This is a genomic window from Desulfothermus naphthae (assembly GCF_054657475.1).
The window spans coordinates 1,103,001-1,127,646 of the sequence record NZ_BAAHYQ010000001.1 but is presented as its reverse complement, the minus strand read 5'-3'; the positions used below and the strand labels follow the sequence as shown (position 1 = coordinate 1,127,646).

Sequence of the window (24,646 nt, the reverse complement as noted above, 5' to 3'; positions counted from 1 at the left end):
TATGTCCTTGAGTAGGGATGATATAAAATGTTTTAAATCTCTGAATGTGTCAGATACCGACAGCAACGGCGGTGTCATGGATGAGACAAAAGAAGTGATAAATAATGTAAAATATAATCTATTCCCACGAGTTACATATCTAGAGCGCATAAATGGTGTAGTAAGATATAGAAAAGAATTTATAGTCAACAGAAACGCAAATAACGAGCCTGCATATGGAGCTATTATAGCCATATTAAAACCATCTAATGGAGACGATAGGTTTTATATTAAACAAGGCACACAGACAGACACACAGGCCGATTTATCTAATGAAGGTTGGGTTGCAGGGGGGAAGTTATTTGAAGATGTAGCAGCAGGAGCTACTGAAATAAAATTACTTTTTGAATCCACTGATGTCTTTATCCCAAATGGAGGATTATTTGTTATTGGAGAATATACACCTCTGGGAACAGACCTATTTCAAAATGTGTCTTATGTGCGGACCAAAAATGAAAATAGAGATATTTTGTTAGGTTATGCCCAGCTAAATGTTACCTATTATCAATTTTTTATAGGTAGCAATGATAGGCCAATCACCCCAAATACTTTAAAAATTATATATACGATTGGTGGGACACAATACGAGGCACAGGATGATGGGCAAGGGAATATAATAGGTGAACATCTCACCTCGGCCACTGTTGATTATGAGGCTGGAGAAATAAATCTACATTTTGACACATCTCCTGATCAGGGAAGCGAGTTAAGGGCGCAATATACTAGAAGATGTTATACCTGGAGCGGGAATGTTGCAATTATTAGATTAGAAGACGTTTTACCATTTGCTTATCAAGCAAGCAACGATGTATATGGAGGCGTAGGATTAGAATTAGGGGACCTGATTCCGAGCATAGAAAATGTTTCTGTTAATTCCCCGAATGGGACATTTGATGACAGTAAAATAGAAGTCTTTAATGTTGGAACAATTTATGAGACTTGGACTATAACTTTTATTTCCTCTACTACTTTTAGTGTTTCTGGCTCAAGAATAGGAAGTCTCCCAAATGGCACAATATCTTTAGAATATGCACCCATTAATAGTAACGTCAATGCCCCTTATTTTAAAATCCCTGCTGATACATGGGGCGGTGTATGGGATATTGGAGATTCTATCACTTTCACAACTATTCCAGCAGCTAAAGCAGTCTGGTGGAAAGAGGTAGTCCCAGCAGGGGCAAATAGAGAACCTAACAACGTTGTTATAGCTAGAGTAGCAGTAGAGTAAGAAAATGACAGTAGTTCTTTTTGGGAAAAGACAACGAATTGGAGTAGATTTTTCCTTTAATAATGCTCTTATAGAAGAGAAGAATTATAAGATTGTAAATCAAACAGAGCTAGATACCGCTATTTCACACCTAAACTCTTTTATACAAGACCAGAATTTCTCAAAATTTAACACCCTTATTAGTGAAATTAATTTTAAATATTTAAATAAACTATGTGAAATTGAGAGTGTTCACCTAAAGATAGATAAAAATCTTTGCTGATATTGGGCAAAAATTTCAGGATCAGTTAATGCATGCCATAATTTCATTGATGCATGAACCATTTCTTCCTTTTTAGATACAACTTTCGTCCTACGTGTCATTCGTCCAAGATGATGTCTTGTATTGCTATTATCTCTTTCTATTGTTACTGTTCCTCTTTTTCCTATTATATGGCGCTCTCGCGGCAACACCTTCTTAAAAGCTTCCCAATCATCTGTATAAAAAACACAGTCCTTCAATTGTTCAAGTTTTTTGTATAACCGTCTGAAGGTTGAAGCATCACGATTGCCGATAACCCAGGCAATAGTTCGCCCTCTGCTACGATCCAACGCCTTGATAATCCATATTTTGTTTTTTTTGACTGGATAAAATGCCACATCTCATCAAATTCTATTTCTTTTATCTCATTAGATATAACTGGTTCTGGAAGTGATTCGGCTTCCTCTTTTATCCATCGGTAAGTCAATGAACGAGAAACTCCAAATAATTTAGCTAAAAAGCCAAATGATGCTTTACCAAGAGAATAAAGAATAACTGCAAGGGCTTTTTTTACTTTCAGAGATTCTTTTCTCCTTGCATCTCCTATCACAAAAGTTCGTGAACAGTTCTTGCAGAGATACCGCTGTTTTTTACGAACAAAACCATTTTTGACGACTTGCGTTGAATTACAATGCTTGCATACAACCATTTTCTCCCTCCCATTATTTTGGTTGGGATAACTTATATTATATTTCTATCTAAATGTAAACACTCTCGTGAAATTATCCCTATTAATTATACTTATACCTAAAATTTGCATCATAAGATAATGTTTAGCTTGACAATATAGTGAATTAATGGTATAAAGTGTTTCAAATAGGAAGTATGAAGGAGGCACTGATTCTATGCGTAGATTCCATGTTAAGTTCACTGAAAAAAATCTTACGGGCAACGCCGGACTGGTATTGCTGGGCCTGTTTGCTGACAAACTGAAGCTTCCCAAGATGCTTGAGCAACACATTACTATTAAGCGGGGAGCTACCGCACAGTATAAGGTTTCCGACATTATCATGATTTTGATGATGGCAGTGTTAGCTGGGGCTAAGCATATGAGCCATGTATTTATCCTAAGATCTGATTTAGCATTGAGGTCGCTTTTTAAATGGGAAAGGTTTCCTGACTATACTACCATAAATCGGGTTTTTAAGTTGTTTAATCCCCGACATTGCAATGAGCTCTCCGATGTAGAAACAAAAGTGCGCAAAAAGGTTTGGGGTAAAAAATGGTTTAGCCGCATCACTTTAGATTTGGACTCTACAGTGCGTGGGGTGTATGGGAAACAGGAAGGTGCCGAGAAGGGTTACAACCCCAAGAAGCCAGGACAAAGGGGATATCATCCGCTACTTTGCTTTATTGCTGAGACGCGGGAATGTCTTCACAACTGGTTTAGAGCCGGAGATGCTTATTCAGCCAATGGTTGTGTAGAGTTTATGCAAGAGTGCTTTGCCAAGCTTCCAAGGAGAGTCTGGAAAATTATTGTACGTGCAGATTCCGCCTTTTTTAATGGAGAACTTTTAGACTACTTAGAAGAGGCTCATGCTTTGTACTTAATCAAGGTTAAGATGCGAGGACTCACTCAGCTTTTAGAAGCTCAGAAATGGCACAAGGTTAAAAATAGACCTGGCTATGAGAAGACCGAATTCACATACAAATGTGAGAGGTGGAAACACCCCCGCCGGTTTGTGGCCGTACGTCAAGTAATAGAGAGCAAATTTAGTTGCTTTTTTTTCAGCGTTACAAAGACTGAGTATGATTATTTTTGTTATGTAACAAATATGAACCTGAGTCCCTGGGACGTCCACAGGTATTATTGCCAACGGGGGGCCAGTGAAAACTGGATTGAGTGGTGTAAGGGACAGATGGCCTCTGGAAGCATTTTGACACAGGATTTTTGGGCCAACTCCGCCATATTCCAGACCTGTATTCTGGCTTACAATCTACTGGTTTGGATGATGTGGCTCAACGATGAAGATGGTTTTAGAGAAGAGCCCAACACAATCCGCATGTTTCTAATCCATGTTCCAGCTCGGCTGATGCATGCGGGACGACAATGGTTCCTTCGATTATCGAGGGATTATTTTTTCAAAGAACGTTGGATAAAGATAGAAAATTCCATCCGGTCATTACAATTTGCTTAATCTTTTTTTGAGAGTATCCTCCAAAATAGGATTTTGCGTAAGTCCATGTGCAGTGGTGTGCCTTTACACACCCGTAAAGAGTGCCACTGACCGCAGCTTCTACCTGAAAAAGCCTTCCAAGTCACAATGAGGGAGACATATCCTTTAACATAACAGCTCCATATCTAGGTATCTCTGTCCAGAACAATCAGTTGCTTACGATTGAACTGTAATTGCAGATTTTAGGTTATAAAAATTTAATTGAATATTCTGGTATTAAAATTGATAGAAAATTAATTAATTCTCTTTTGGCTACACAAATCAATAGTGTTTTAGAAAATGAAATCAGAGATAAAGTATTTAAAGATTTTAAGGCGTTAAATGTTTTAGATGTGTTGATTGAATTAGATTTGTCTTTATTAAACGACCTGGTTCTTCAAGGAGTAGAGAGAGATTTCATTTATCCAGTTGATTATATGCCACAACAAGTTACTCAAGACATCCTTGTTAAGGCTGATGGTGAAGATATAACAAATAAGGTGCAGGAAATAGAAATTGTACTCTTCTCGGAAAATATGACTTTGTCTTCTCTATCAATGCAAGTTGCATCAAATGAAGATATGGAAGTTTCACAAATTGAAGTTATTATACAAAATAATTCACTTTCTTTTATAGTTGATGAGATAGAATATGACAAAAAAGGGAATAAAGTATCTTTCTGGGGACGATCAGAAATGGCCAGTCTTTATGAGCCTTATTCCCCGAAAAATAGTTATAAATACCATAATAAAATGGCCAGTGAAATAGTAAGAGATATTTTGGGTAATAATGTAGTTTATGATATAGATGACTGGGTAATAGAAGAGTTTTATGAGACTGATGTTTATCCTTTAGATGCAGCCAAAGCAGTAGCATCAGCAGTAGGTGGGCAACTTAGATGTTTGCCAGACGGTAAGGCTTATTTAGTTTATCCAGATAATTCTCCATCCAGAAGCCTAGATAAAATTTTTTCATTAAAAAAAACTAAAACCATAGGAGAAGCATCCCAGGTCTCAGTTGTTTGTGGTGGAGACCAGAATGTGTATATAAGTGCTGATAAATCAGAAGTAAGACCTTATGAATGGGCGTATATAAAGGTTTATTCTAAATATCATTATGAGCTTCACACAACAGCAGATGTTGTTCAAAAAATAGCAGAAAAGCAAGAAGAAATAATAACAGAGAGCTTTAATTTAGAGGATGGGCAAGGCATATTTCAAAAACCTGTGTATGAAGTCTTAGAAGTGAGAGGGTGCGATAATTATACAATAGAAGGACAAACTATTACAAGCGATGTATGTTCAAGTATAGATGTTGATATAAAGACATATTATGATTTTTACAGAATCACTAACTATACAGAAGCCAGAAAGCTTGTTTGTTCAGTTATTACTGATAATAGTTACACCATAGGAAGTGGTTTAAAAAAGGTCTTTAATGAAAAATATACAATACCATCTTTAGCAAGCAAAAAGGCTCTATATGAACTATATAAGGCACAGGGCGGATATGTTTATGAGATAGAGACTTTGTTTGATGTTGATTTTATTGCCCCTAATCTAGTATTTAAAATAGGACAGGATTTAGGAATAGTTACCAGCAATACTATAAAAATTACATCCAATCCATTAAAAATAAAATCTTTTTTTGAGGTTAAGATATGTCATCTGTAACGATTAGCTTTACTACATCAGCAACTGGCGGAGATGTTGTAATTGAATTAGATGATGAAAAAAACAATGGCAAGACAACTTTTAGGTATGGCGAAAAAGCTTATTTTAAGATTTTTTACGATCCAGCGCTTAATGTAGTGGTGGACAAAACAGATGGGACATTGACTGATGAAGGGCAAGGGCAAGAGACAGTAGAAGAGTTTGTATCTTTTATTGATTCTAACGAGGCAACACTAAACAAACCATGCTTAAATATTTTATCCGTTGAATGGCTTGGCAATTCTCTTGGGTCTATCACTCAGCAAGGTCTATATTCTATTATTACTGAAAAAACACCTGAGTTAGGTGGAAGCAATGGTATTGGGTTAGCCAAAATAGAATATACAACACAGTTCAAGCGTTATGCTATTTCTATCCCTGAAAAGAACGTTGATGAATACCAGGTAATAGTTGCTGCTACCTCAAAGTAAAGGTGGGACAAACATGAGTCAGACCACAATTCTATTTACAAAAGAAGAATTAATAGAAGAGCAAGAAGAGCTTTTGCTTGAGCTGGATAATAGATTAAATGGCCAATCATCACGCTTTATCCCTCAAACAGATGTTTATATAAGGTCTTTTCCTTCTCTTCCAGACCTGCAGGTAGATAGCACAATGGGGACAGTTACAATAGAGGGACATAATATTCCTTTAGAAGTAGAAGAAGAGATTGTTTTTGCAAATACTCAAGAGGAGAGTTTGATGTATCCTGCTTCCTCAATTATGAGCTGGGAATGGTTAGGGAGAAATGGTGGCACTCCTTTATTTAATGGAAAAACGATTACCTTGCCAAATAAAGTCTATGGTGTCTTAAAAGTTAATTATATTTCTTACTATGATTCTATCAAATTAAGGTCTGATAATGAAGGGAAAGTTTTGGTATATGCCTGGAATGGGTCTAGATTTGGGAATATAGTTATTGATTACACTACAGAAACAAAGCCTGTTTATCTCACAGTTAAAGACGCCTGCACAAAAACAATCATTCCTGGAGCTTCAGTTTTTGTTGATGGGCAGTTTGTTGGATTGACGGATAATAATGGACGTATCTTTTTAGGTGAACTTAGAGTTGGAGAACACCAGCTAAAAATAACAGCCCAAAACTATCAAGACAGCGACAGAGATACAATAGCAAATGACAAGTTTATCATCAGATAAAGAAATTATCGCTTATTTGTGTCCTAGAGAGTGGAAACCTGTTGGAATTTGTGTTTATTATCCCAATAATGATATAGAAGAAGAAAATATAGAAGACGAAACTAGTGTAGAGCTTGTGGTTTATCTCTGTCCTGAAGGTCATTATTGTGATGGGGTTGATGTTACAGCTCTTTTGCTTCCAGAAGGTCAAGAAGAAGTTAGCTGCCTCTTACTTACTCCTGCTTGTGAAGATATAAAAAAAGAATCAGGAGTTGAGGGGGATAGATCTTTAATTTTGGATCTCCATAATAATGCCAGGGCAACACATCCTGAAGAATGTCCAAATCCTGAACATCTTGAATTAGATGAAAAACTGAATGCTTGTGCTCAATGGTTTGCCGAGGATATGGCGGAATATGATTATTATGCGCCAGATCATGTCGATAGATTGGGTCGTCCTTTTTGGAAGAGGTAAGAAGATTTTGGAGTTAGTTGGGTTGGTGCTGGAGAAAATATTGGCTTCATTGAAATGGACTCGCTCCCTTCAGATGAGGAGCTTGTTAATATCTTTTTTAATGGCTGGATGAATAGTCCTCCTCATAGACATAATATTATGGAGCCACGCTTCAACAGATTGGGTTTTGGGCTGGCAAGGACATCTTTTACAAATGAAGAGGGACGATATAGAGAAAAGGCCTTTGCAGTAGTTGATTTTGCAAATATAGAAAATGAAGACACAGAAATAAATTCTGATCCACCACAACTTCCATGTTCTCTTCCAGAAGTCCAAAAAATCAGGTGGAGTCAATCATATACTATTGAGACCTATTGGGACCATTCTGGTAATACACCAGTCCAGAGGACAAAACGTGTCCCTGGGAATCAGCTTATTTTTAGAGCTAAACTTCCTCCATTATGTCTTATTTCCAGAGCTGAATTTCGCTTTGAAATATCTCCTTGTAATTGGGTTTTAGACCCTGTTCCTTTGCTGCAACATATCCCAGAAGATAACAGCTTAAAATTGACCTGGCAGGAAGATGGAACAAGCAATTATTTTATTGATAGATCAGGCAACCTCACCATTAGATTCAACCTAACTCAGGCCTGTTTTATCCCTGGGGAATGGATAGCCTTATATGTCTGGATTAGAGGATACACTGATTGCGCACCTATTGTATGGGCTACTTCATGGCTTGAAACAAAATGTTTCACCAGTGGGATAATACAAGGATGTGGCCTGCTTGATGGAGAGAATGTTATAGCAGGTGGATATCTGGTGGATATGGATGATGGTTGGATAGGTAATGAGAAATTGCACTGGCTTGTATGGTTTAAGGGTAACCTATATTGGCTTAAATCAAGTGATTGGACTAAATATAGAATAGGTGAGAGGTGTTTTATTTACAAAAATGGGCTAGGGATATTTAAAAGTTTTGAGGATGGTTCTACATACACAATAGAGGGTTGTAGATGGCCAACTGTAGCTGAATGTGACAAAGAAGAGGCGATTATCTCAGATTCAAATGTAAGTTATGCTTTAAATAAGGAACAAGATATAATAGTTCCCTTCCAATTTATGGGAGTCGGCGCATAATGGCGAGAATCCAGAAAAATAATTCCTCTTATATCCAATACACATATTTTAGGCATGGCGTTATAACTGCAATACAAACAGAAGCAAATACAGCGACTGTCCAACTAGAACCAGAAGGTGAAGGTGAACCATCTGTGATTCTTGAAAGCATACCAATTTTTTTCCATTGTGATGATAATGTCCAGGAATTGCCAAATGGTTCCTTGCAAAATGCAGCGTCTGCTTTTAAAGTTGGTGATAAAGTTGTAGTAGTTATATCTGAAGATGAACAAATAGCCAAAGTTGTAGCTAATTTAACTGAAAAAAGGGATTGTGGTAAATATTTTTGGTTAGGAATAGATGAACAAGTTTATAGATTTCTGTATAAAGAAGAGAGTCAGACGATAGAATTAAAAGAAACTGTTCCTTTAGAAGACCATCCTATTTTATCCTTACTTACTCTTTACCCAGAATCTTCTATTAGAGTTTTTCAATACCCCTTTATAGGAACTGCTTTATTAGTCTTTTTTGTTAAAACTGGAGATTCTGTTGGCATCTTTTTTGTTGACCAGGTTGGACAATCAGGACAATTGATTCATGAAGATTATCTTTTTGAAGAAGAAAAGGATAATTTTGATTATGCCCTTAATGAAAATATTATATATTTTGTTAAGCAAAGAGACTCAGCAAGGGGAATAATTGAATATGAAACCTTCACATATTCCCCAACCACGGCTGAGTGGATACACGAGAGCCAACATTTACAAATCCCTTTTATTGGCGAAAATAACTTAATTCTTTTAGGGGTTAATCCAGACGGAACTTTTATTGTTGCAAAGGAGCACCATCAAAACACTAAATATTTAGAGACATTCTATGTATATAATAAAGATGGTATATTGATAGATTCTGCTGATTTAGGTGATGGAGGAAAATGGTATAAAACTTTTTTAAATTGGAAAGAGAATCCTTTTGCTTTAGAAGAAGTGATAAAACATGGGTATATAAAATTTTCAACTATTGATAAGGATGAAAACACAACTCATCCTTATAATCGCAATGATACGTGTCAACAAGATTGTTTTGCTTCACCTTGTTCTACTGTTATTGATGAAGAAATTCATTCATGGAGTTATATTAAACTTGCAGAAAATAACGGCACTTTTATTAGAGATTTTCTTAAAGATTATCAATTGGACAGTGTATTAAACGAGTTACAGATAAGTATTTATACTTATGATGAAACTTCACATGTAGAGGGCAATGGTAATGGCTGTGCCCCAAATTCTTGTTTTTGTAACGTCAGTCAATGTAGTGGTAATGCAAATTCGTTAGACGAGGGAGAGGAGATTACTTTTACCTCTCCTTTTTTTCAAACTCAAGCGTCAAAGTTTTCACTTCAACCTTGCTTTTACTCTTTACCAACTTTTTATTTTTTTAAAGATTATAAAAGGACACAGAGACAGCAGACAAAAGGCCCTACAGTATATTTGGAATGGGAAGATTTTTGTGTGGCAAACCATATTGAGCACACTTATACTCATGATGTTTTGGTTGAGCTCTATCTCACAGGCAATCAACTATTAAATGAGACAGAACTTCAAGAAGAATTTAGCGAAACAATTGATAGTACCTGCAGTGAAGGTATAATGAATGCTCAATGTGTGGATTGTTATTATTATAGGAATTACGACCCCCAAGTTTGTGAGGATCCAAATTTATTGGCATGTTGTCAATACCAATCAACAGCCCCACCAGCAACAATAAATACCCATGTTCCTACATCAATGGGTGGAATATGGACAAGTAACGTTTATAAAGACATCAATAACATTCTGATTATAAATAAAGACCAAACTTTTGATTTGTTATTAAAGAATAAAAATAACTTGTCTTTTTTAACCAATGAAGTTGTTCAACAATTAGGTCTAGCAGCCCCTCAAGCGTTAAAACATATTTATACCTTCTGGGAATAATTTTTTCTCAAATTATTTGGAAAAATTTCTCGTTTTGTGTGTAAGTTTATACTTACACGTGCACCAAAAAAATTGTCTGCAAATTGCCTGCAAAGTGCAGACAATTTGGACATAAAATTCCATCAAATTCCACAAAAAGAAAGAAAGACAAAACCAAAAAAATCAAGCTATTATTGATGCGCCAGGGAGGATTTGAACCCCCGACCTTTGGATTCGTAGTCCAACGCTCTATCCTCCTGAGCTACTGGCGCCTGCATTTATATTTAATCCATTACTTTTTTTTGTCAAGAAAAATTACCTACCAAGCCTAATAACCTCATCTAAAAGGGTATTAGTTGTAGTTATAGTCCTGGCATTTGCCTGAAATCCCTTTTGAGTGGTAATCATCTTTACAAACTCTTCTGCCATATCAACATTAGATTGTTCCAGAGAATTTGAGGCAATACTTCCAAGTCCTGCAGTAGTTGGAAGACCGGTCAACGCAGTACCAGAATCTTTAGTTTCTATAAAGAGATTTCCTCCTTCCCTTCTTAGACCTTCAGGATTGTTAAAGTTAGCCAATGTGATTACATAAAGATCCAAGACCTGTCCATTGGAGTAGTGGCCAGTTATCACCCCGTCCCTGTTAACAGAAATAGACTCTAAATCTCCTGCAGGATATCCATCCTGGGCCTGGGTATAGGTTGTGGAAGGACTGCTGTAGCTAGTAACAGATAAAGCACCTATTTTCATGTCCTGAATTGTTGGTAAATTAGAGGCATCAGTTCCTACAGTTGAGGCATCATTAGATGATGTCCATGCAAGTGATTGAGAATATGCGCCAAAATCTAGGGCTATATTTTTTGCATTAGGTGAATTAGTTGCATCTGCGTCCTGATTACCCAAGAAATTTGCCGTGAGAATTGGATATCCTTCTATATTAAATTGTGCAGGTGTCCACGTATTCAAATCATTAGGATCACCACTGAGTTGCATGCCTTGCGTCGCTGGGTTGCTGGGATCATCTTCTTGAGCATCTTGTATAGTATATGCAGATTGTCCTATAAGATTTCCAGCACTATCGAAGGTAAGAGTACCAATCATTAAAATTCCCTTTTTTGTATCCGTAGCACTCCAAAAAGATCTGTTGTCTTCATCTGGATTTACTGTGACCATGTATTCCCAATATTGATATCCAGCAGTAGTATTTGACACATTCTCCTCAACTTTATCAAAATATACTGTCAAATCATGGGGAGAACCATTTTCATCGTAAACCTTTAAAGTGGTTTGATAGGAATAAAGGTTATCTCCTAAAGCAGGATCTTGAGTTGCATCCCATTTTTCAAACATAGCAAAAAAGGGGTCAGTGGTGGAAATTGCCTTTTCCTCGCTTTGTGAATTTAAATTAGCAATTATCTGGACATATTGCGTAGCTTGAGGAGGAGACTGAAAATTTTCCAACCGTATATCTCCGTAGGAACCAACCGTATTGACCGAAGTACCTTCATTGGACACAGAGGCCGTTGTTGTGGCTGCCTGCGCAATATTTTCCTGTTCCACCCTCCAGCCTTGCAAGACATAGGCATGGGGATCAACTAAATAGCCTTCCTTATCAAATCTAAAATTACCTGCTCTGGTGTAATATTCAAGTTCCTCTCCTTTGGGAGACACAATAAAAAATCCTTTACCATTTATGGCTAAATCAGTTGAAACATTTGTAGATTCCATAGATCCTTGAGAAAAATCTGTTAAGACTGCAGAAATAGAAGCTCCTCTACCAACTTGATCCGCACCAGATGCAGTTGTAATTGACTGATACATAGCATCTTCAAAATCCATTCTACTTGCCTTATATCCAATAGTACCCACATTAGCCAGATTGTGACCTATGACATTCATCTTTTCTCCGTGTACCTCTAAGCCACTTGTTCCTGCGTAAAGTGCAGCACCTAATGACATGGCTTACCTCCTCCTAAAATTAATCATTTATGTGTTTTATTCTTGAGAATCAGAGGTATCTTTAAATTCAGAATTTTCATCAAAATTTTCAGTACTTGAAGCAGTTTCCCCACTATTCTCGTGAGATAAATAGGTAACAGATTCTACTTTATCCATAGAGACTTCTCTACCATCTTCCAACTCCAATATTATATTTGAATCCTGTTTAGTAACTCCCACGACTTTACCATTTACCTCAGTATTTATTAAAACTGGTTCTTCGTCAGCTCCTTCTGCTCCAAAATATACAGAATAATGTCCATCGGGTAAAATATTGCCATCAAAATCCTTTCCGTCCCACTGAAAAGTATAAGAACCTTCGTTCTTTGCCCCTAATTCAATAGTATTAACTATATTCCCGTATTGATCAAAGATATTTACATATGTCCTGATAGAATCTCCATTTAATTGATATGTAACCTGAGAGATTTCGCCATCTTGTTTTACTATTTCATTTCCAGGGGCACGGATCTCTGTTCCCAAAAAATTTAACCCAGAAAGGAAATTAGTATTATCAAAATTAGACGCAATTTGTTCCACTGTTTCTTGAATATTATTGAGAGCCTCAAGACTGCTAAACTGAGCCAACTGAGCTGTTAATTCTTTATCATCCATTGGATTTGTTGGATCTTGAAGTTGTAACTGGGTTATTAAAAGTTGTAAAAAAGCATCCTCTCCTAGTTCACTTTGGGGGCCAGTTGGCGTGGAACTCACAAAATCTGTCTCAGCTCTACCAATTATGTTTTGAGTACCTACATAATCTAAATTCATTTTAACTTCCTCTAATTTGTTTAAACCACCACATATAAGAAACCACTATCCATTCCTTGAAAGCTCTGTATAGTCTTATGAGCTATTGCAGATATATTTTCTTCTCCTTCCAATCCTAAACCCACAAAATGGCGTCTTTTAAAACCATTATTATTTTTTTGGGCATGATTTCTAGATCCAGTAAAATTTTTCAAAGAATTTTCTCCCCCTGAAAAAAGATCATTTTTTACTTCTAATTTAACTATCTTTAATCCTTGTTGCTCAAAAGACTTTTCAAAATTAGCAATGTGCCTGTTTAATGCATCAGCAATATCCTTATATTCTGTATGGAGCACCATGGATACTTCTTTATTATTCACTTGCATAACAACCTTCAACAATCCAAGCTCTGGCGGATGGAGTTTAATGGATACTTCGCGTCTGCCTTCTCCCAAATTTTTAAAGATTCCCATCTCAATTTGTCTAAAAATCTCATCTCTAAATTTACTATCAACGGTACTTGATGGTCCTTGATCTGCTTTGTCCAACACAAATGACCTTATGTAAGATCCTGTTGCAAACTCATTAAAATCATTAAAACCCTTGTCTATTCCACTGCTATCTAACAATCTTTTCTTTAATTGATTTTCCATATCCATTTTTAATAATTCTCCTTTCATTCTATCAAACCTATCTTTTAATGATCCAATGTTATGAACTATTTGCTCAATTGTCTTTTGAATTTGACCTTTTTCTAATAATCCTCTGTTTTCTTCTGTAATATTAAAAAGTTTCTTTTGTAATTCAACTATCTGATTCTTTATATTTTTTAAATCCAAATATTTGCCTTTTTTATTTGGATAACTTATATACTGTGAAATATTTTTAATCTGTTCATTAATATTATCAATCTTTTCTATGATTAATTTTAAATTATCTTCAATTAGACTATTTTTTAATTTTATTGTATCTGAATCTAATTTAACAATAACATTTATATGTTTTTTATTTGTCAAATTTATTTTTACAAATTTGCTAATTTTACTAAGTAATTTAGGAGAATTATCTTTCATATATTCATTTATATCTTTTATTAATTGGTTTATTTTTTTGAATTCAGCTTCATTACTGTTTTCTACCTTTTTATTATTTTCATCTAAACCTAATTGTTTATATAATTTATTTACCACCTTATCTAAATTAGTACTATCATATATTTTTTGTATATTAGAAATAATTTCCTTTTTTCTACCGCTTTCAAAAATGGTTTTATAGAATCTTGTTAAAATATTCTCTATATTTCCCTCTCCTATTTTATTATATTCGTCGATTTGTAAATATTGTTGGAGTTTTATTATCAGTTTTTTTAATTCGGAATTATTTTCTATTCTTTTTTCAAACAATTTGGATAAGTTACTTAGTTCAGGAGAGAATTTTTTGTTCAGCTCAGTTAACTGAGCACTTTTTTCGTTATTTAACAAGTTATTTTGAGATATTTTTTCATTGGAAGTGATTAAGAACAGAAATATAAAAGTTAATAATATTTGATTATTACTAACATCTTTCTCTAAAAGAGAAGCTTTTTGTGGAGGTTTTGTAAAAACAAAATTTAGGTGATCGAAAAATTGAGGAGTACTGGAAGGAGTTATTTTACTTTTGAAATTTGAGCATGGAGTATTTGCATTCAAATTTATATTGGTAGGAAAAAATTTCATCCTTCCCTCCTTGTAACAGAAGTTTCAATTTACATGCCACAAGGAGGGAAGAAATGGATTATTGAAGATCTCGAATGTATTTTTCTAGTTGATCAATAATAAATTCAGGAGTAGAGGCTCCAGCAGTTATACCTATTGTCTTTTTACCTTTAATCAAATCTGGGGAAATCTCTTCTGGAGTTTCAAAGTGATAACATTCAGTACCAGTTGCCCTCACCACCTGTGCCAATCTCCTGGTATTTCCACTATTATATCCTCCAATCACTATAACCATATCTGACTTTTTAGCTATTTCAATGGCCTCTTGTTGTCTTAACCTTGTGGCATCACATATGGTATCTAACACAGGAAAATCTTTACCTAATTTATCTCTAAGTAATTTCACTATTTGCATAAATTCGTATCTTTCCTGGGTAGTTTGAGAGGCCAGAAAATAACTTTTAGTAGGATCTAAATGTATTTTTTTTAATTCCTCAATTGAGGAAAAAACTATACCATTATTTCGGGCATGACTCAAAAGTCCTCTGACTTCAGGATGATCTTTTTCTCCAAACAAAAGTAAAATTTTGGCTGAAGATTCCTTGTCAATCAATCTTTGTGCTTTCTTAACTTTGGGACATGTTGCATCAATTATAATACCACCTTTTTTTTCTATTTCTTGATATAATTCTTTAGGAACTCCATGAGCACGGATAACCACTACATCATGAGGGCTAATTACCGATATGTCGTGAATAGGAATTACACCTTTCTTAGCATATTTCTCTACGACTTGAGGATTATGGATTATAGGTCCCCATGTATATATTTTCTGCAAGGGATATTTTAAAATGGTTTCATCTAATTTTTTTAGGGCCAATCCAACTCCCATACAAAATCCAGCCCTTTTCCCCCTAATGATTTTCATTTCTAACATCCTCCTCTAATATTTGAAGTAATCTATTCACCTCTTCCCATGAATTTACTTTTACAGCCATTTCTCTATAAAATTTTGACCTGTTAAAGCCTCGCAAATATCTCGCAAGTATCCCCCTTAACCTGAATATAGGATTTTTATCCCTTCCATATTTTTTTATTAATTCTATATGTGTCTTGATTACTTCAATTTTTAATAGCCAGTAATTTATATCATGTAATTTTTCCTCATTAACCATTGAATCCTGAAGGGCGAACATTGAACACCTTTTTAATAACATCTTATATTCTTTAAAAATCAATGGATTTTTAAGTGCTCCCCTGGCAAACATTACACTATCTGCTTTTGTATTGATAATACAATTTACTCCGTCTTTAGCAGAAAAAAGATCCCCTGATGCTATTACTGGTACATCTGTATTTTCCTTTAATTTCTTTATACATTCCCACTTTGCTCTCCCTGAAAATCCTTCTTTGGCATATCTTGGATGAATGCCTATCCATGCAATATTTAGTTCACTTGCCATCTCACCTATCTCAAGATAAACAGGGCTCTCCTTATTCCACCCAAGTCTAATCTTCACACCAACCCTATTTTCTCCAGCTGCATCTATCATACTCATTAAAATATTTTTAAGTCTTTTAAGATCCTTAAGCAGGGCAGCACCGCCACCTGTCTTTGTAACCTTTTTCACAGGACACCCAGCATTTAAATCAAAATATTTGTATCCCTTTTTCAGTAAAGTAGAAATAGCATTTCCAATACATTTTGGGTCTTCACCAAAGAGTTGCACAACCAATGGAGAATCTTCTTCTGTTGTTTCCAAGTACTTCATGGTATTATCAAAATTATAAAATAAACCTTTTGCGCTCACCATTTCAGTAACAGTAACACCACAACCTTGCCTTCTACAAACTAGTCTAAAAGGAAGGTCACTAAACCCTGAAAGGGGAGCAAGCCAGGGATGATAGGGAGATATTACAATCTCTGTCATAGATTAGATATAAAGACTGATACCTTTATTATGTTCTTTTGCGTGTTTTAAAATAATGTGGGGAGAGAGTTGTTTTACCTCTAGTAACACGAATTCGCCAGGTAATAAATTTTCTTTAAGTAAAGCAATTAATTTTACACCATCTATTTGAATAATTGCCCTTTTTTTGTCTAAAAGCTTTAATACCTTTGCCCTCAATCTATCACCGACTCTATACCTTTTTTTAAATTTTTTTACTCTCCCCTTATCTGGAGCAAAGTATATATAATTACTTGAAATCCTTTGTCTATTAATTTTCATACCTCTTCTTGCTCCAAAATCCATTCAATCTCTTCTATGCTAAGACCAGTCCTTCTTGCCAAAGACTCAAGGCTCTGTCCCTTTTTATAACCTTTTACTATTATTTCCTTTAAAACTTTTGGAGAATTAGATGCTTCCTCAAGTTGTTTTAACACTTCTCTTGCTTCACTGAGCTTTTTTTCTAATTTTGAATGAAGCAATGCAAGTTGCCGTTGCCTTTCTTCAAAGCTCTTAACCAGCTCCTTTTCTATTTGCTCGTTAAAAGTGAGCTTATCAAGGAGCTCTTTTTGGGATTGTTTTAGTCTCAACATAAAGTCTTCAGATTTTTTTAGTCTATAAAAAATAAAAATAATTGTTGTAAGCAAAATTATTTCTATTATTGTTGAGATTACTAATAAATATAAAGAAATATGCATTTTATCCGCCACATCAAACCTTTATATCCAAAATTCTGCCAATAGTTGAATCAGTTAACTTATGGGCCTTCTTATCTTTTTCTTTTTCCCTTTTTTCTTTTTTCTGCCTCTCTTTTGATTGACTACCTTTTCTCTGTCTGTCATCTCCAACTTTCTGAAATTTGCCACCCTTAGCTGACTCTTCTATTTCTTTTGGAACCTTATCTTGCTTTTTATCAATTTCCCTCTGCAGACCTTCCTGGAGATTAAAAGGCCCTTTTTGGATATCCCCTTGCATTTTTTGCACATGGGGCACTTGCGATATTATAACTGAAAAATCAAAATTACCAGCCATTTTTACATCTTCTATTCAACCAAATAATCTTTTAAATAAATTTCCTTTATTCTTCCATAAACAAGATATTGATTAATTATGGACAATATATCCTTTTTTAACACAGGAATATTTTCTTTTTTTAAAAAGAAGTCAATTTTTTTATTTTTTAAATAATAATATAAAGCATCTCTAATAACTATCCTCTTCCTTGTTAATTCCCAATTAAGTCTACTCTCTTCATAGGATAATATCAACACAATATGGAGATACCTATGGCCATTTTCTACTGGATAATCTACCCAAAATGGTCTTAAGGTGAGCTGAATCATTTTTGGCTTTGGAGATGGTGGTTTTTCCTTAACTTCAACTTTTTTTTCTGGAATCTTTTTCTCTTGTTTTGAAGGCTCTTTTTTCTCCCCTTTTAAAAACAAAAATACTATCAAAGCAGCAACTATCAATATTCCTACTGTTGCTCCAAGTAAAATTATCTTTTTTCGCTTTGATTTTAAATCTTCTATCTCTTGCTCTTCTTTAACCTCCTCTTCTTTGTCCTCTTCTGTCTCTGCCTCAGCTTTTTCTTCTTCTTCTTCTTCCTTCTCTTCTTCAACCTCTTCTTCTAAAAAAGGAGCGTCATCTAAGTCTAACTCTACTTTTTGTTCAGCCTTTGATGGAGCTTTCTTCTCCTCTTCATCATTCACATCATCTAAATCTGCATTTATCTCCTCTGCGTCAAGCTCTAATTCCTTTTCTTCTGCCATGTTTTACCCTATTTTAAAAGTTCTACGTTCTATGTTCTACGTTCTATGTTCTACGTTCTATGTTCTAGGTTCTAGGTTCTATGTTTTAGGTTGTAGATTTCTTAAACATTGAACGTTGAACATTGAACATTGAACGTTGAACGTTGAACATTAGATTTAATTCTATGTTCTAAGTTCGAGGTTTTAGAGGATAATGAGTGAATGGGTAGAAGATTAAACCCAACAAACCCATAAACCCATTAACCCACACTTAACCCTTAGAACCTAATATTTTTTTTAATTTTTTAATTGCCTGGGAATGGAGTTGTGAAACCCTCCCTTCTGTGATATTTAAAACTTCAGCTACCTCCTTCATTGTTAGCTCTTCTACATAATAAAGAGATAATACTAACTGTTCTCTTTCTGTCAACTTGCTAATATGATGAGAAATTTCTAAGACTATCTCTTTTTTTTCCAATAAGGTTTCTGGATTGTCTTCGCCATTATTTAACATATGACTTACTACATCGAAATTTATCAACAAATTAGTGTTCATCATGTCCAAACAATTTTGTGTCTCTATCTCTGATAGACCTGATTTTGCTGCTATTTCCTCAATAGTTGGTTCTCGTCCAAGGGATTGCTCAAGTTTTTGCTTCACATTTTCTACCAATTTAACATTCTGTCTAACTTTTCTGCTGAGAAAATCCTGGCGCCTTAATTCGTCTAAAATCGCCCCTTTTATTCTGTTTTCAACGAATGTCTCTAACTTGACATTATGAGAGCCATCAAAATTTCTAAGGGCTTCCATAAGGCCAACACATCCAGCAGAGATCAAATCATCCAGTTCGATAGTGGAAGGTAGTTTACTTTTGAATCTACAAGCAATGATCTTGACATTTTGAATCAAAGAATCCACTACATCTTTTTGTAGCTTTGAATCTAATTCTTGCCAGGAGGACAGCCCATTGAGGTAATTTGATATGTCATTGCTAGCCTTGCAATAGGAGTTTTTTCCAAAAGAATTTGATGTTCCCATCTACTTGTTTTTTTTTATTTTTTAAAATTAACAACTTATTTAGGATATTGTTCAAAGCAACAGAAGCTTTTGTCTTAGGAAATTTTTTACAAAAAGGATTCTGTAATTTAACAGCTTCAACTACCTTGTTGTCTTTTGGTATAAATCCTAAAAAATTTAAAGATACTCCTTTTAAAAAGCGATCGCAAGCCAAATAGAATCTTTTAAACACTTCCTTTGCCTGTTTTTCATGTACACACATGTTTATAATTATAAAAAAGTCATTCACACCGTGGTGTTGGTTCAAAACCTTTATAAGGGCATAGCTGTCTGTTAAAGAAGTTGGTTCTGGAGTCAATACAATTATACGATACTGGGTTGCCATATTAAAATAAAGGACATTGTCATTTATTCCTGCACCAGTATCAACTATAAAAAAATCCAGCTCACTATCTAAAGGATCTAGGGCATCCAAAAATTCCAATTTCTGGCCAGGGGTAAGTGACACAAGTTCCATAACACCTGAAGGAGCTGGAAGAATAGAAAAATTGTGATCAGTTTTAAATAAAACCTTGTCTAAGGATATTTCATTTGAAAGTAAATGAAGGACATTAAATTTGGGCGTGATACCAAGGAGTACATCTACATTCCCAAGACCCAAATCAGCATCTAAGAGTAGAGTATTATAGCCCTTTTCTCCTAGAAGACATGCCAAGTTTGTTGATATGTTAGTCTTTCCCACTCCTCCTTTACCAGAGGTTATTGAGACTACAAAAGGGACTTTTGTAGTCTCAGAAGATGTCTCTTCACCCTTTGGTTCAAAATATATCACAAACAACCCTCCACTTTATGATCTTCGAGTTTTAATTTAGTATATTGGTGTATTGGTTCACTCCTTTTCCTGTTTACTAATCACTAATTAACTGGGCAATTCATGAATTGCCCCTACAATTGGGCAAATATGGAATTTGCCTCTACACCCCTCTTTCTGTTCACTGTTCACTGATATTGGTGTATTGGTACCTCGTCCCCCCATTCACCCATCTATCCTTTAAATCTTCTCAAGTAAACAAAACAATTCTCCTAAATTTTGTGTTTAAAGATTAAATTCCACAAAGTGGCTTTGTCTACTGAATAAACTGAATTTTTTAGCTGGGGCCCATTTGTAATCAATGAAATAGGTAATTGTGTCTTAAAAGCAGCATATATCATAGTACCAAATATACATGCTTCATCCAGTTTTGTCCACATAAGAGAGGTGAGTCTATCAGAGAGAAATCTAGCCAAATAATGGTCTATTTGATGGGATGAATACAGGGGACTTAAAACCAGATGAGTGTCCACATCTTCAATCATACTTAAGGGAGATTCCTCCCACCATACATCTAAATCCATTCCCTGTCTTAGCCCTGGCGTGTCAATAAATACCCTATCAAATTTCCCAAAGTCTGCTTTTAGTGCAGCAGCGTCTCTTAGCCCATTTAAATCTTTATAACAAAAATTTGATAATTCGGCATAGTGTTTTAAAAAGAGCTTTCCCTTTCCTTGATAATTATCAACATTTACCAGACATATCCTAGAATCTGGATTGTTTCTTTTATATCTCAAAGCCAATTTTAAAATCAAAGAGGTCTTTCCAACGCCATGGGGTCCCACAAATACATGACATTTCTTAGTTCTTATCAACTTATCTATTGGTATGATCTTTACCATACTGTTTAAAATTTCCATAAAAGATTTACTGTTTCTCCTAAGTAAAGATAGCAAACTTACAATAAAGTCCTGACCAACTCCTTCCAGCTCAAGTTGTCTTATAGCAGCCTTTTGCCTTGAAGATAGTGAAGGAATATCTAGAGAATTCTTTAACAAAGAAAATATATGATCCTTAAATTCCTTCCACTCTCTGTACCAAACCTCCTCGGTCTTAAACTTTTCCCTTGGTTTCTCTTTATTCTTTTGTTGAGATGTGTCCACCTCCTTGGCCGCCATTATTGTGTATATCTTTCTCCCATTTACCTTCTCTGTCTTGGTGTTTAAAATAATTGCATCGTCTCCCATCTCAAGTTTAATCTTTTGTAAAATCTCATAATTTGAGTGTCCTCTATAAGTTTTAACCTGCATTGTTCAACCTCACTACTGCAACTGATTCCAGTTTAATGTCAGGTGGAATTTCACCATGAGATATAACCGGTAAATAAGGAATAAAGCGTGTGAGAAGTTTAGCTAAATGAGGCCTTACCTGAATGCCGGTCAAAAGTACTGGCTGACCATCTGTAACTTCCACCTTCTCAAAGGTATTAGATATAGCATTTATTATTTTTTGAGCCAGTTGCGGAGGCATGGAAAGATAGTAAGTCCCTGTATCTGTCTGTCTAATATGCTCTTTTATCATCTTCTCAATAGATGTATCTAGAGTTATCACTTTTAAAGAACCTGTGCTACTTAAATATGGAGTTACCACTGTTCTTGCTAGCTTCTGTCTTACAAATTCTGTTAATTGATCTGGATCTTTTATGGAAACACCATAATCCGCTAATGTTTCAACAATTGTAAGCATATCCCTTATTGATACACCCTCTGATACGAGATTTTGAAGTACCTTTTGGACTGTACCTAAGGGTAATATATTGGGCACCAACTCTTCCACGGCCTTTGGAGCGCCTTTTGCCACTGTATCCAGAAGTTCCTGAGTCTCTTGTCTGCCAATGAATTCGTGTAAATGCTTTTTAAATATTTCACTAAGATGAGTAGCTATTACCGTTGCAGGATCTACTACAGTGTATCCTGCCAATATTGCTTCCTCTTTCTGCTCCTCAGTAATCCACATTGCAGGCAAATTAAAGGCAGGCTCTTTTGTCTCGATTCCTTTTATCTTTTTCTTTGCAGTACCTGGATCCATTGCCAGATAGTGATCAGGTAACACTTCTGCGGTGGCTACTGTATTCCCTTTAATCTTAACTACATATTGATTTGGCTTTAGATTTAAATTGTCCCTCACATGCATGGAGGGGATTACAACACCCTTCTCTAAAGCTATCTGTCTCCTTAATGACCTTATCCTCATCAAAAGATTTCCATCCTGTTGTTCGTCCACAAGTGGAATCAGTCCATACCCTACCTCAAGGGACAAAGTATCTAAAGGCAACAAAGACTTAACATCTTCGGGGGTCTCTATTTTTTCTTTGGCTTCTTCAACCGCAGTCTCTTCAACTATCCTGGCTGCATATCTTTTGGATAAGAAACCAAGCCCACAGATAAGGGATGCCAGAATAAAAAATGGAATTGTTGGCATACCTGGAACACTCCCAAAAATAAGCAGGATGGAAGATACCAAAAAAAGAGCCCTATAGCTTAACGTTATCTGCTCAAGAAGAACTGAGCCCAAACTCCCCTGATCAGCAGATCTGGTTACTATAAAACCTGCTGCTGTGGACATGATAAGAGAAGGTATAATAGATACAAGGCCATCACCTATGGTGAGGATCGTATATGTTTTTGCTGCTGTTAGCCAATCCATATGTCTTTGAAAAACACCAATGAAAAATCCACCAATTATATTAATTAATGTGATTAAAATACCTGCATTAACATCACCTTCAACAAAGTTTCCAGCACCATCCATTGCACCATAAAAATCTGCCTCTCTCCTAATATCTTCCCTTCTCTTCCTGGCCTCTTCCTCAGTAATTAGACCTGCATTTAGGTCTGCATCTATAGACATCTGTTTTCCAGGCATTGCATCCAAGGTAAAACGGGCTGCTACTTCACCTATTCTTTTCATTCCTTTGGCTATGACCATTTTATTTAAAGCAAATAAGATCAAAAATACTATAAAACCAATAACATAGTTGCCACCCACTACGAAAAATCCAAAGGCCTGAATAACCTTACCCGCTGCAGCAGAGCCCTGATCTCCATATAAAAGAATTCTTCTAGTAGTTGCCACATTTAAAGCAAGTCTGAGCATTGTGGCTATCATAACCACTGAGGGAAATACTGTAAAATCTAATGGCGATTCAACAAACATGGCAGTCACTAATACAACTAAACTAAAAGAGATACTTAAGGTGAGCATGAGGTCCAAAAATAAAGGAGGCAAAGGGATCAACATAACAAAAAGTATAAGTGCCAGCCCGATAGCTAAGAGGATATCTCCTTGTCTGAGTATTTCCTTTAAATCAAAAGGTATTTTTATTGCTTCCTTTGCCATAATTTTGACTCAACTTTTTCCTGTGATTTAGAATTAATTATATTCTTTGAGGAAAAACTCTGTCAATTTTTTGGTTCAATGTTCTAACTAGGTTATATTATCTTCTTGCATATTTTTTTCTGAATTTTTCCAGACTGGCCAATACAGAGGCCACAGCCTGATAGAGTTCTTCTGGGATCATCTCCCCAACTTCCACACTTTTATACAATGCCTGTGCCAAAAGCTTATTTTCTTTGATTGGGATATTGTGCTCTTTTGCTATATTTTTTATCCTCTCAGCAATTAGACCTGCACCTTTTGCTACAACAATTGGAGCTGGAGCCTCATTTAACTCATATCTCAAGGCAACTGCAATATGAGTTGGGTTAGTTATAACAACATCTGCTTTAGGCACTTCACTCATCATCCTGGACATCATAACCTGTTGCATCCTCTTTCTCTGTTCCCTCTTTATCTCAGGACTCCCATAAAGCTGTTTGTGTTCATCTTTGACCTCTTGCTTGGTCATTTTAATACTCTCTTCATAATCCCACCTTGTATAAAATAAATGGATTATAGCTATAATTATTAGGGGAATTAATAAAATCCAGGTTACTTTATATATCAAAAATAGCATATTAGAGATAATAGCACTTATATTTTCAAAAAAAAGAGAAGGAAGATATTTAATTTGATTTTTTACAGCAAAATATGCAACAATACCAATTAAAACAACCTGAAAACTACTTTTTAATATTTCTACAATAGTTTTAAAGGAAAAAAATCTATTTTTTATATTGTTTATTGGATTAAAATTCTCCCATTTTGGCGTAAATACTTTAGAGGTAAAAACATGTCCTGTCTGGAGTCTAATTGCTACAATACTGGCAATTGCAATTAATAATAGTACAGGAAGTAATATAATTAATATTTTTTGCATGCAATAGATAAGCAGATAATAAGTGGAATTCTTAGAGATCTCCATATTGAAACTATGGAATATAAATATAAATATATCAAAAATATTTTTTCCAATAAATTTAATTAAAAATCTCAGAGACACCAGACCTACAACAAGTACCACTACTTTTGAAACTTCTTCACTCCGTGGGACATTACCTTCTTCTCTTGCCTTTTCCCTTCGTTTTGGTGTGGCTTTTTCCGTCCTGCTCGGATCTCTTTGTGGCATTTTT

Annotated in this window: 24 protein-coding genes and 1 tRNA gene; 8 read left to right on the top strand and 17 right to left on the bottom strand. The window is 35.2% G+C overall.

Going from position 1 to position 24,646, the window contains the following annotated elements; genetic code table 11:
• The first annotated feature begins 1 nt into the window (after position 1).
• Complete coding sequence (locus ACYQ1E_RS05400; protein WP_459876229.1) at positions 2-1,267, top strand: hypothetical protein; 1,266 nt, start codon at positions 2-4, stop codon at positions 1,265-1,267.
• 231 nt (positions 1,268-1,498) lie between these two features.
• Here ACYQ1E_RS05400 and ACYQ1E_RS05395 read toward each other — a convergent pair whose 3' ends face one another.
• Together ACYQ1E_RS05395 and ACYQ1E_RS05390 are read right to left on the bottom strand one after the other, a co-directional pair.
• Positions 1,499-1,858, bottom strand: coding sequence for an IS1 family transposase (locus tag ACYQ1E_RS05395; protein WP_459874973.1), 360 nt, complete (start codon positions 1,856-1,858; stop codon positions 1,499-1,501).
• Positions 1,765-2,217, bottom strand: a complete 453-nt coding sequence (locus ACYQ1E_RS05390; RefSeq protein WP_459875674.1) for an IS1/IS1595 family N-terminal zinc-binding domain-containing protein — start codon at positions 2,215-2,217, stop codon at positions 1,765-1,767. Before ACYQ1E_RS05390 ends, ACYQ1E_RS05395 begins: the two co-directional genes overlap by 94 nt.
• A gap of 196 nt (positions 2,218-2,413) precedes the next feature.
• Between ACYQ1E_RS05390 and ACYQ1E_RS05385 the strand changes: the two genes are divergently transcribed.
• The 7 genes from ACYQ1E_RS05385 to ACYQ1E_RS05355 all read left to right on the top strand — a co-directional run bounded on the left by ACYQ1E_RS05385 (position 2,414) and on the right by ACYQ1E_RS05355 (position 10,122).
• Complete coding sequence (locus ACYQ1E_RS05385; protein ID WP_459874805.1) at positions 2,414-3,706, top strand: IS1380 family transposase; 1,293 nt, start codon at positions 2,414-2,416, stop codon at positions 3,704-3,706.
• A gap of 212 nt (positions 3,707-3,918) precedes the next feature.
• Positions 3,919-5,397 carry a hypothetical protein gene (locus tag ACYQ1E_RS05380; RefSeq protein WP_459876226.1) on the top strand — a complete coding sequence of 493 codons (1,479 nt, stop codon included), beginning with the start codon at positions 3,919-3,921 and terminating at the stop codon, positions 5,395-5,397.
• Positions 5,385-5,867 (top strand): hypothetical protein, encoded by a 483-nt coding sequence (locus tag ACYQ1E_RS05375; protein WP_459876223.1) that lies wholly within the window; start codon positions 5,385-5,387, stop codon positions 5,865-5,867. The genes ACYQ1E_RS05380 and ACYQ1E_RS05375 overlap by 13 nt, the downstream gene beginning before the upstream one ends.
• A 13-nt stretch (positions 5,868-5,880) precedes the next feature.
• Positions 5,881-6,594: a peptidase associated/transthyretin-like domain-containing protein gene (locus tag ACYQ1E_RS05370; protein WP_459876220.1), complete on the top strand. Its 714-nt coding sequence runs from the start codon at positions 5,881-5,883 to the stop codon at positions 6,592-6,594.
• On the top strand, positions 6,572-7,048 hold the full coding sequence (locus ACYQ1E_RS05365; RefSeq protein ID WP_459876218.1) for a CAP domain-containing protein: 477 nt from the start codon (positions 6,572-6,574) through the stop codon (positions 7,046-7,048). Before ACYQ1E_RS05370 ends, ACYQ1E_RS05365 begins: the two co-directional genes overlap by 23 nt.
• A gap of 54 nt (positions 7,049-7,102) precedes the next feature.
• Positions 7,103-8,167, top strand: coding sequence for a CAP domain-containing protein (locus tag ACYQ1E_RS05360; protein ID WP_459876215.1), 1,065 nt, complete (start codon positions 7,103-7,105; stop codon positions 8,165-8,167).
• A complete protein-coding gene (locus ACYQ1E_RS05355; protein WP_459876212.1) occupies positions 8,167-10,122 on the top strand; it encodes a hypothetical protein in 1,956 nt (651 codons plus the stop codon). The genes ACYQ1E_RS05360 and ACYQ1E_RS05355 overlap by 1 nt, the downstream gene beginning before the upstream one ends.
• Before the next feature lie 177 nt (positions 10,123-10,299).
• Here the strand turns inward: ACYQ1E_RS05355 and ACYQ1E_RS05350 are convergent.
• From ACYQ1E_RS05350 to flhB, 15 genes are all read right to left on the bottom strand, one after another.
• Positions 10,300-10,373 (bottom strand) — tRNA-Arg (locus ACYQ1E_RS05350).
• A 43-nt stretch (positions 10,374-10,416) separates the two neighbouring features.
• Positions 10,417-12,063: a flagellar hook protein FlgE gene (locus ACYQ1E_RS05345; RefSeq protein WP_459876208.1), complete on the bottom strand. Its 1,647-nt coding sequence runs from the start codon at positions 12,061-12,063 to the stop codon at positions 10,417-10,419.
• Positions 12,064-12,099: 36 nt separating this feature from the next.
• Positions 12,100-12,873, bottom strand: a complete 774-nt coding sequence (locus tag ACYQ1E_RS05340; protein WP_459876204.1) for a flagellar hook assembly protein FlgD — start codon at positions 12,871-12,873, stop codon at positions 12,100-12,102.
• Between the two features lie 20 nt (positions 12,874-12,893).
• Positions 12,894-14,567 (bottom strand): flagellar hook-length control protein FliK, encoded by a 1,674-nt coding sequence (locus ACYQ1E_RS05335; RefSeq protein WP_459876201.1) that lies wholly within the window; start codon positions 14,565-14,567, stop codon positions 12,894-12,896.
• 58 nt (positions 14,568-14,625) lie between these two features.
• On the bottom strand, positions 14,626-15,474 hold the full coding sequence (gene ispH, locus ACYQ1E_RS05330; protein ID WP_459876198.1) for a 4-hydroxy-3-methylbut-2-enyl diphosphate reductase: 849 nt from the start codon (positions 15,472-15,474) through the stop codon (positions 14,626-14,628).
• Complete coding sequence (locus ACYQ1E_RS05325; RefSeq protein WP_459876195.1) at positions 15,461-16,477, bottom strand: tRNA dihydrouridine synthase; 1,017 nt, start codon at positions 16,475-16,477, stop codon at positions 15,461-15,463. The genes ispH and ACYQ1E_RS05325 overlap by 14 nt, the downstream gene beginning before the upstream one ends.
• A gap of 3 nt (positions 16,478-16,480) precedes the next feature.
• Positions 16,481-16,777, bottom strand: coding sequence for a hypothetical protein (locus ACYQ1E_RS05320; RefSeq protein WP_459876192.1), 297 nt, complete (start codon positions 16,775-16,777; stop codon positions 16,481-16,483).
• On the bottom strand, positions 16,774-17,193 hold the full coding sequence (locus ACYQ1E_RS05315; RefSeq protein WP_459876188.1) for a hypothetical protein: 420 nt from the start codon (positions 17,191-17,193) through the stop codon (positions 16,774-16,776). Before ACYQ1E_RS05315 ends, ACYQ1E_RS05320 begins: the two co-directional genes overlap by 4 nt.
• Positions 17,194-17,206: 13 nt before the next feature.
• Complete coding sequence (locus ACYQ1E_RS05310; protein ID WP_459876185.1) at positions 17,207-17,527, bottom strand: hypothetical protein; 321 nt, start codon at positions 17,525-17,527, stop codon at positions 17,207-17,209.
• Between the two features lie 11 nt (positions 17,528-17,538).
• Complete coding sequence (locus ACYQ1E_RS05305) at positions 17,539-18,267, bottom strand: flagellar basal body-associated FliL family protein (RefSeq protein ID WP_459876183.1); 729 nt, start codon at positions 18,265-18,267, stop codon at positions 17,539-17,541.
• A 250-nt stretch (positions 18,268-18,517) separates the two neighbouring features.
• On the bottom strand, positions 18,518-19,285 hold the full coding sequence (locus ACYQ1E_RS05300) for a FliA/WhiG family RNA polymerase sigma factor (protein WP_459876180.1): 768 nt from the start codon (positions 19,283-19,285) through the stop codon (positions 18,518-18,520).
• The gene (locus tag ACYQ1E_RS05295) at positions 19,239-20,096 is read right to left on the bottom strand and encodes a MinD/ParA family protein (RefSeq protein WP_459876177.1); all 858 of its coding nucleotides are present in this window, start codon (positions 20,094-20,096) and stop codon (positions 19,239-19,241) included. Before ACYQ1E_RS05295 ends, ACYQ1E_RS05300 begins: the two co-directional genes overlap by 47 nt.
• A gap of 251 nt (positions 20,097-20,347) precedes the next feature.
• On the bottom strand, positions 20,348-21,385 hold the full coding sequence (locus tag ACYQ1E_RS05290) for a flagellar biosynthesis protein FlhF (protein WP_459876174.1): 1,038 nt from the start codon (positions 21,383-21,385) through the stop codon (positions 20,348-20,350).
• Entirely contained in the window at positions 21,375-23,474 is a 2,100-nt protein-coding gene (gene flhA / locus ACYQ1E_RS05285; RefSeq protein ID WP_459876171.1) for a flagellar biosynthesis protein FlhA, read from the bottom strand. The genes ACYQ1E_RS05290 and flhA overlap by 11 nt, the downstream gene beginning before the upstream one ends.
• A 97-nt stretch (positions 23,475-23,571) precedes the next feature.
• Positions 23,572-24,642, bottom strand: coding sequence for a flagellar biosynthesis protein FlhB (gene flhB, locus ACYQ1E_RS05280; protein WP_459876168.1), 1,071 nt, complete (start codon positions 24,640-24,642; stop codon positions 23,572-23,574).
• Between the last annotated feature and the right edge of the window lie 4 nt (positions 24,643-24,646).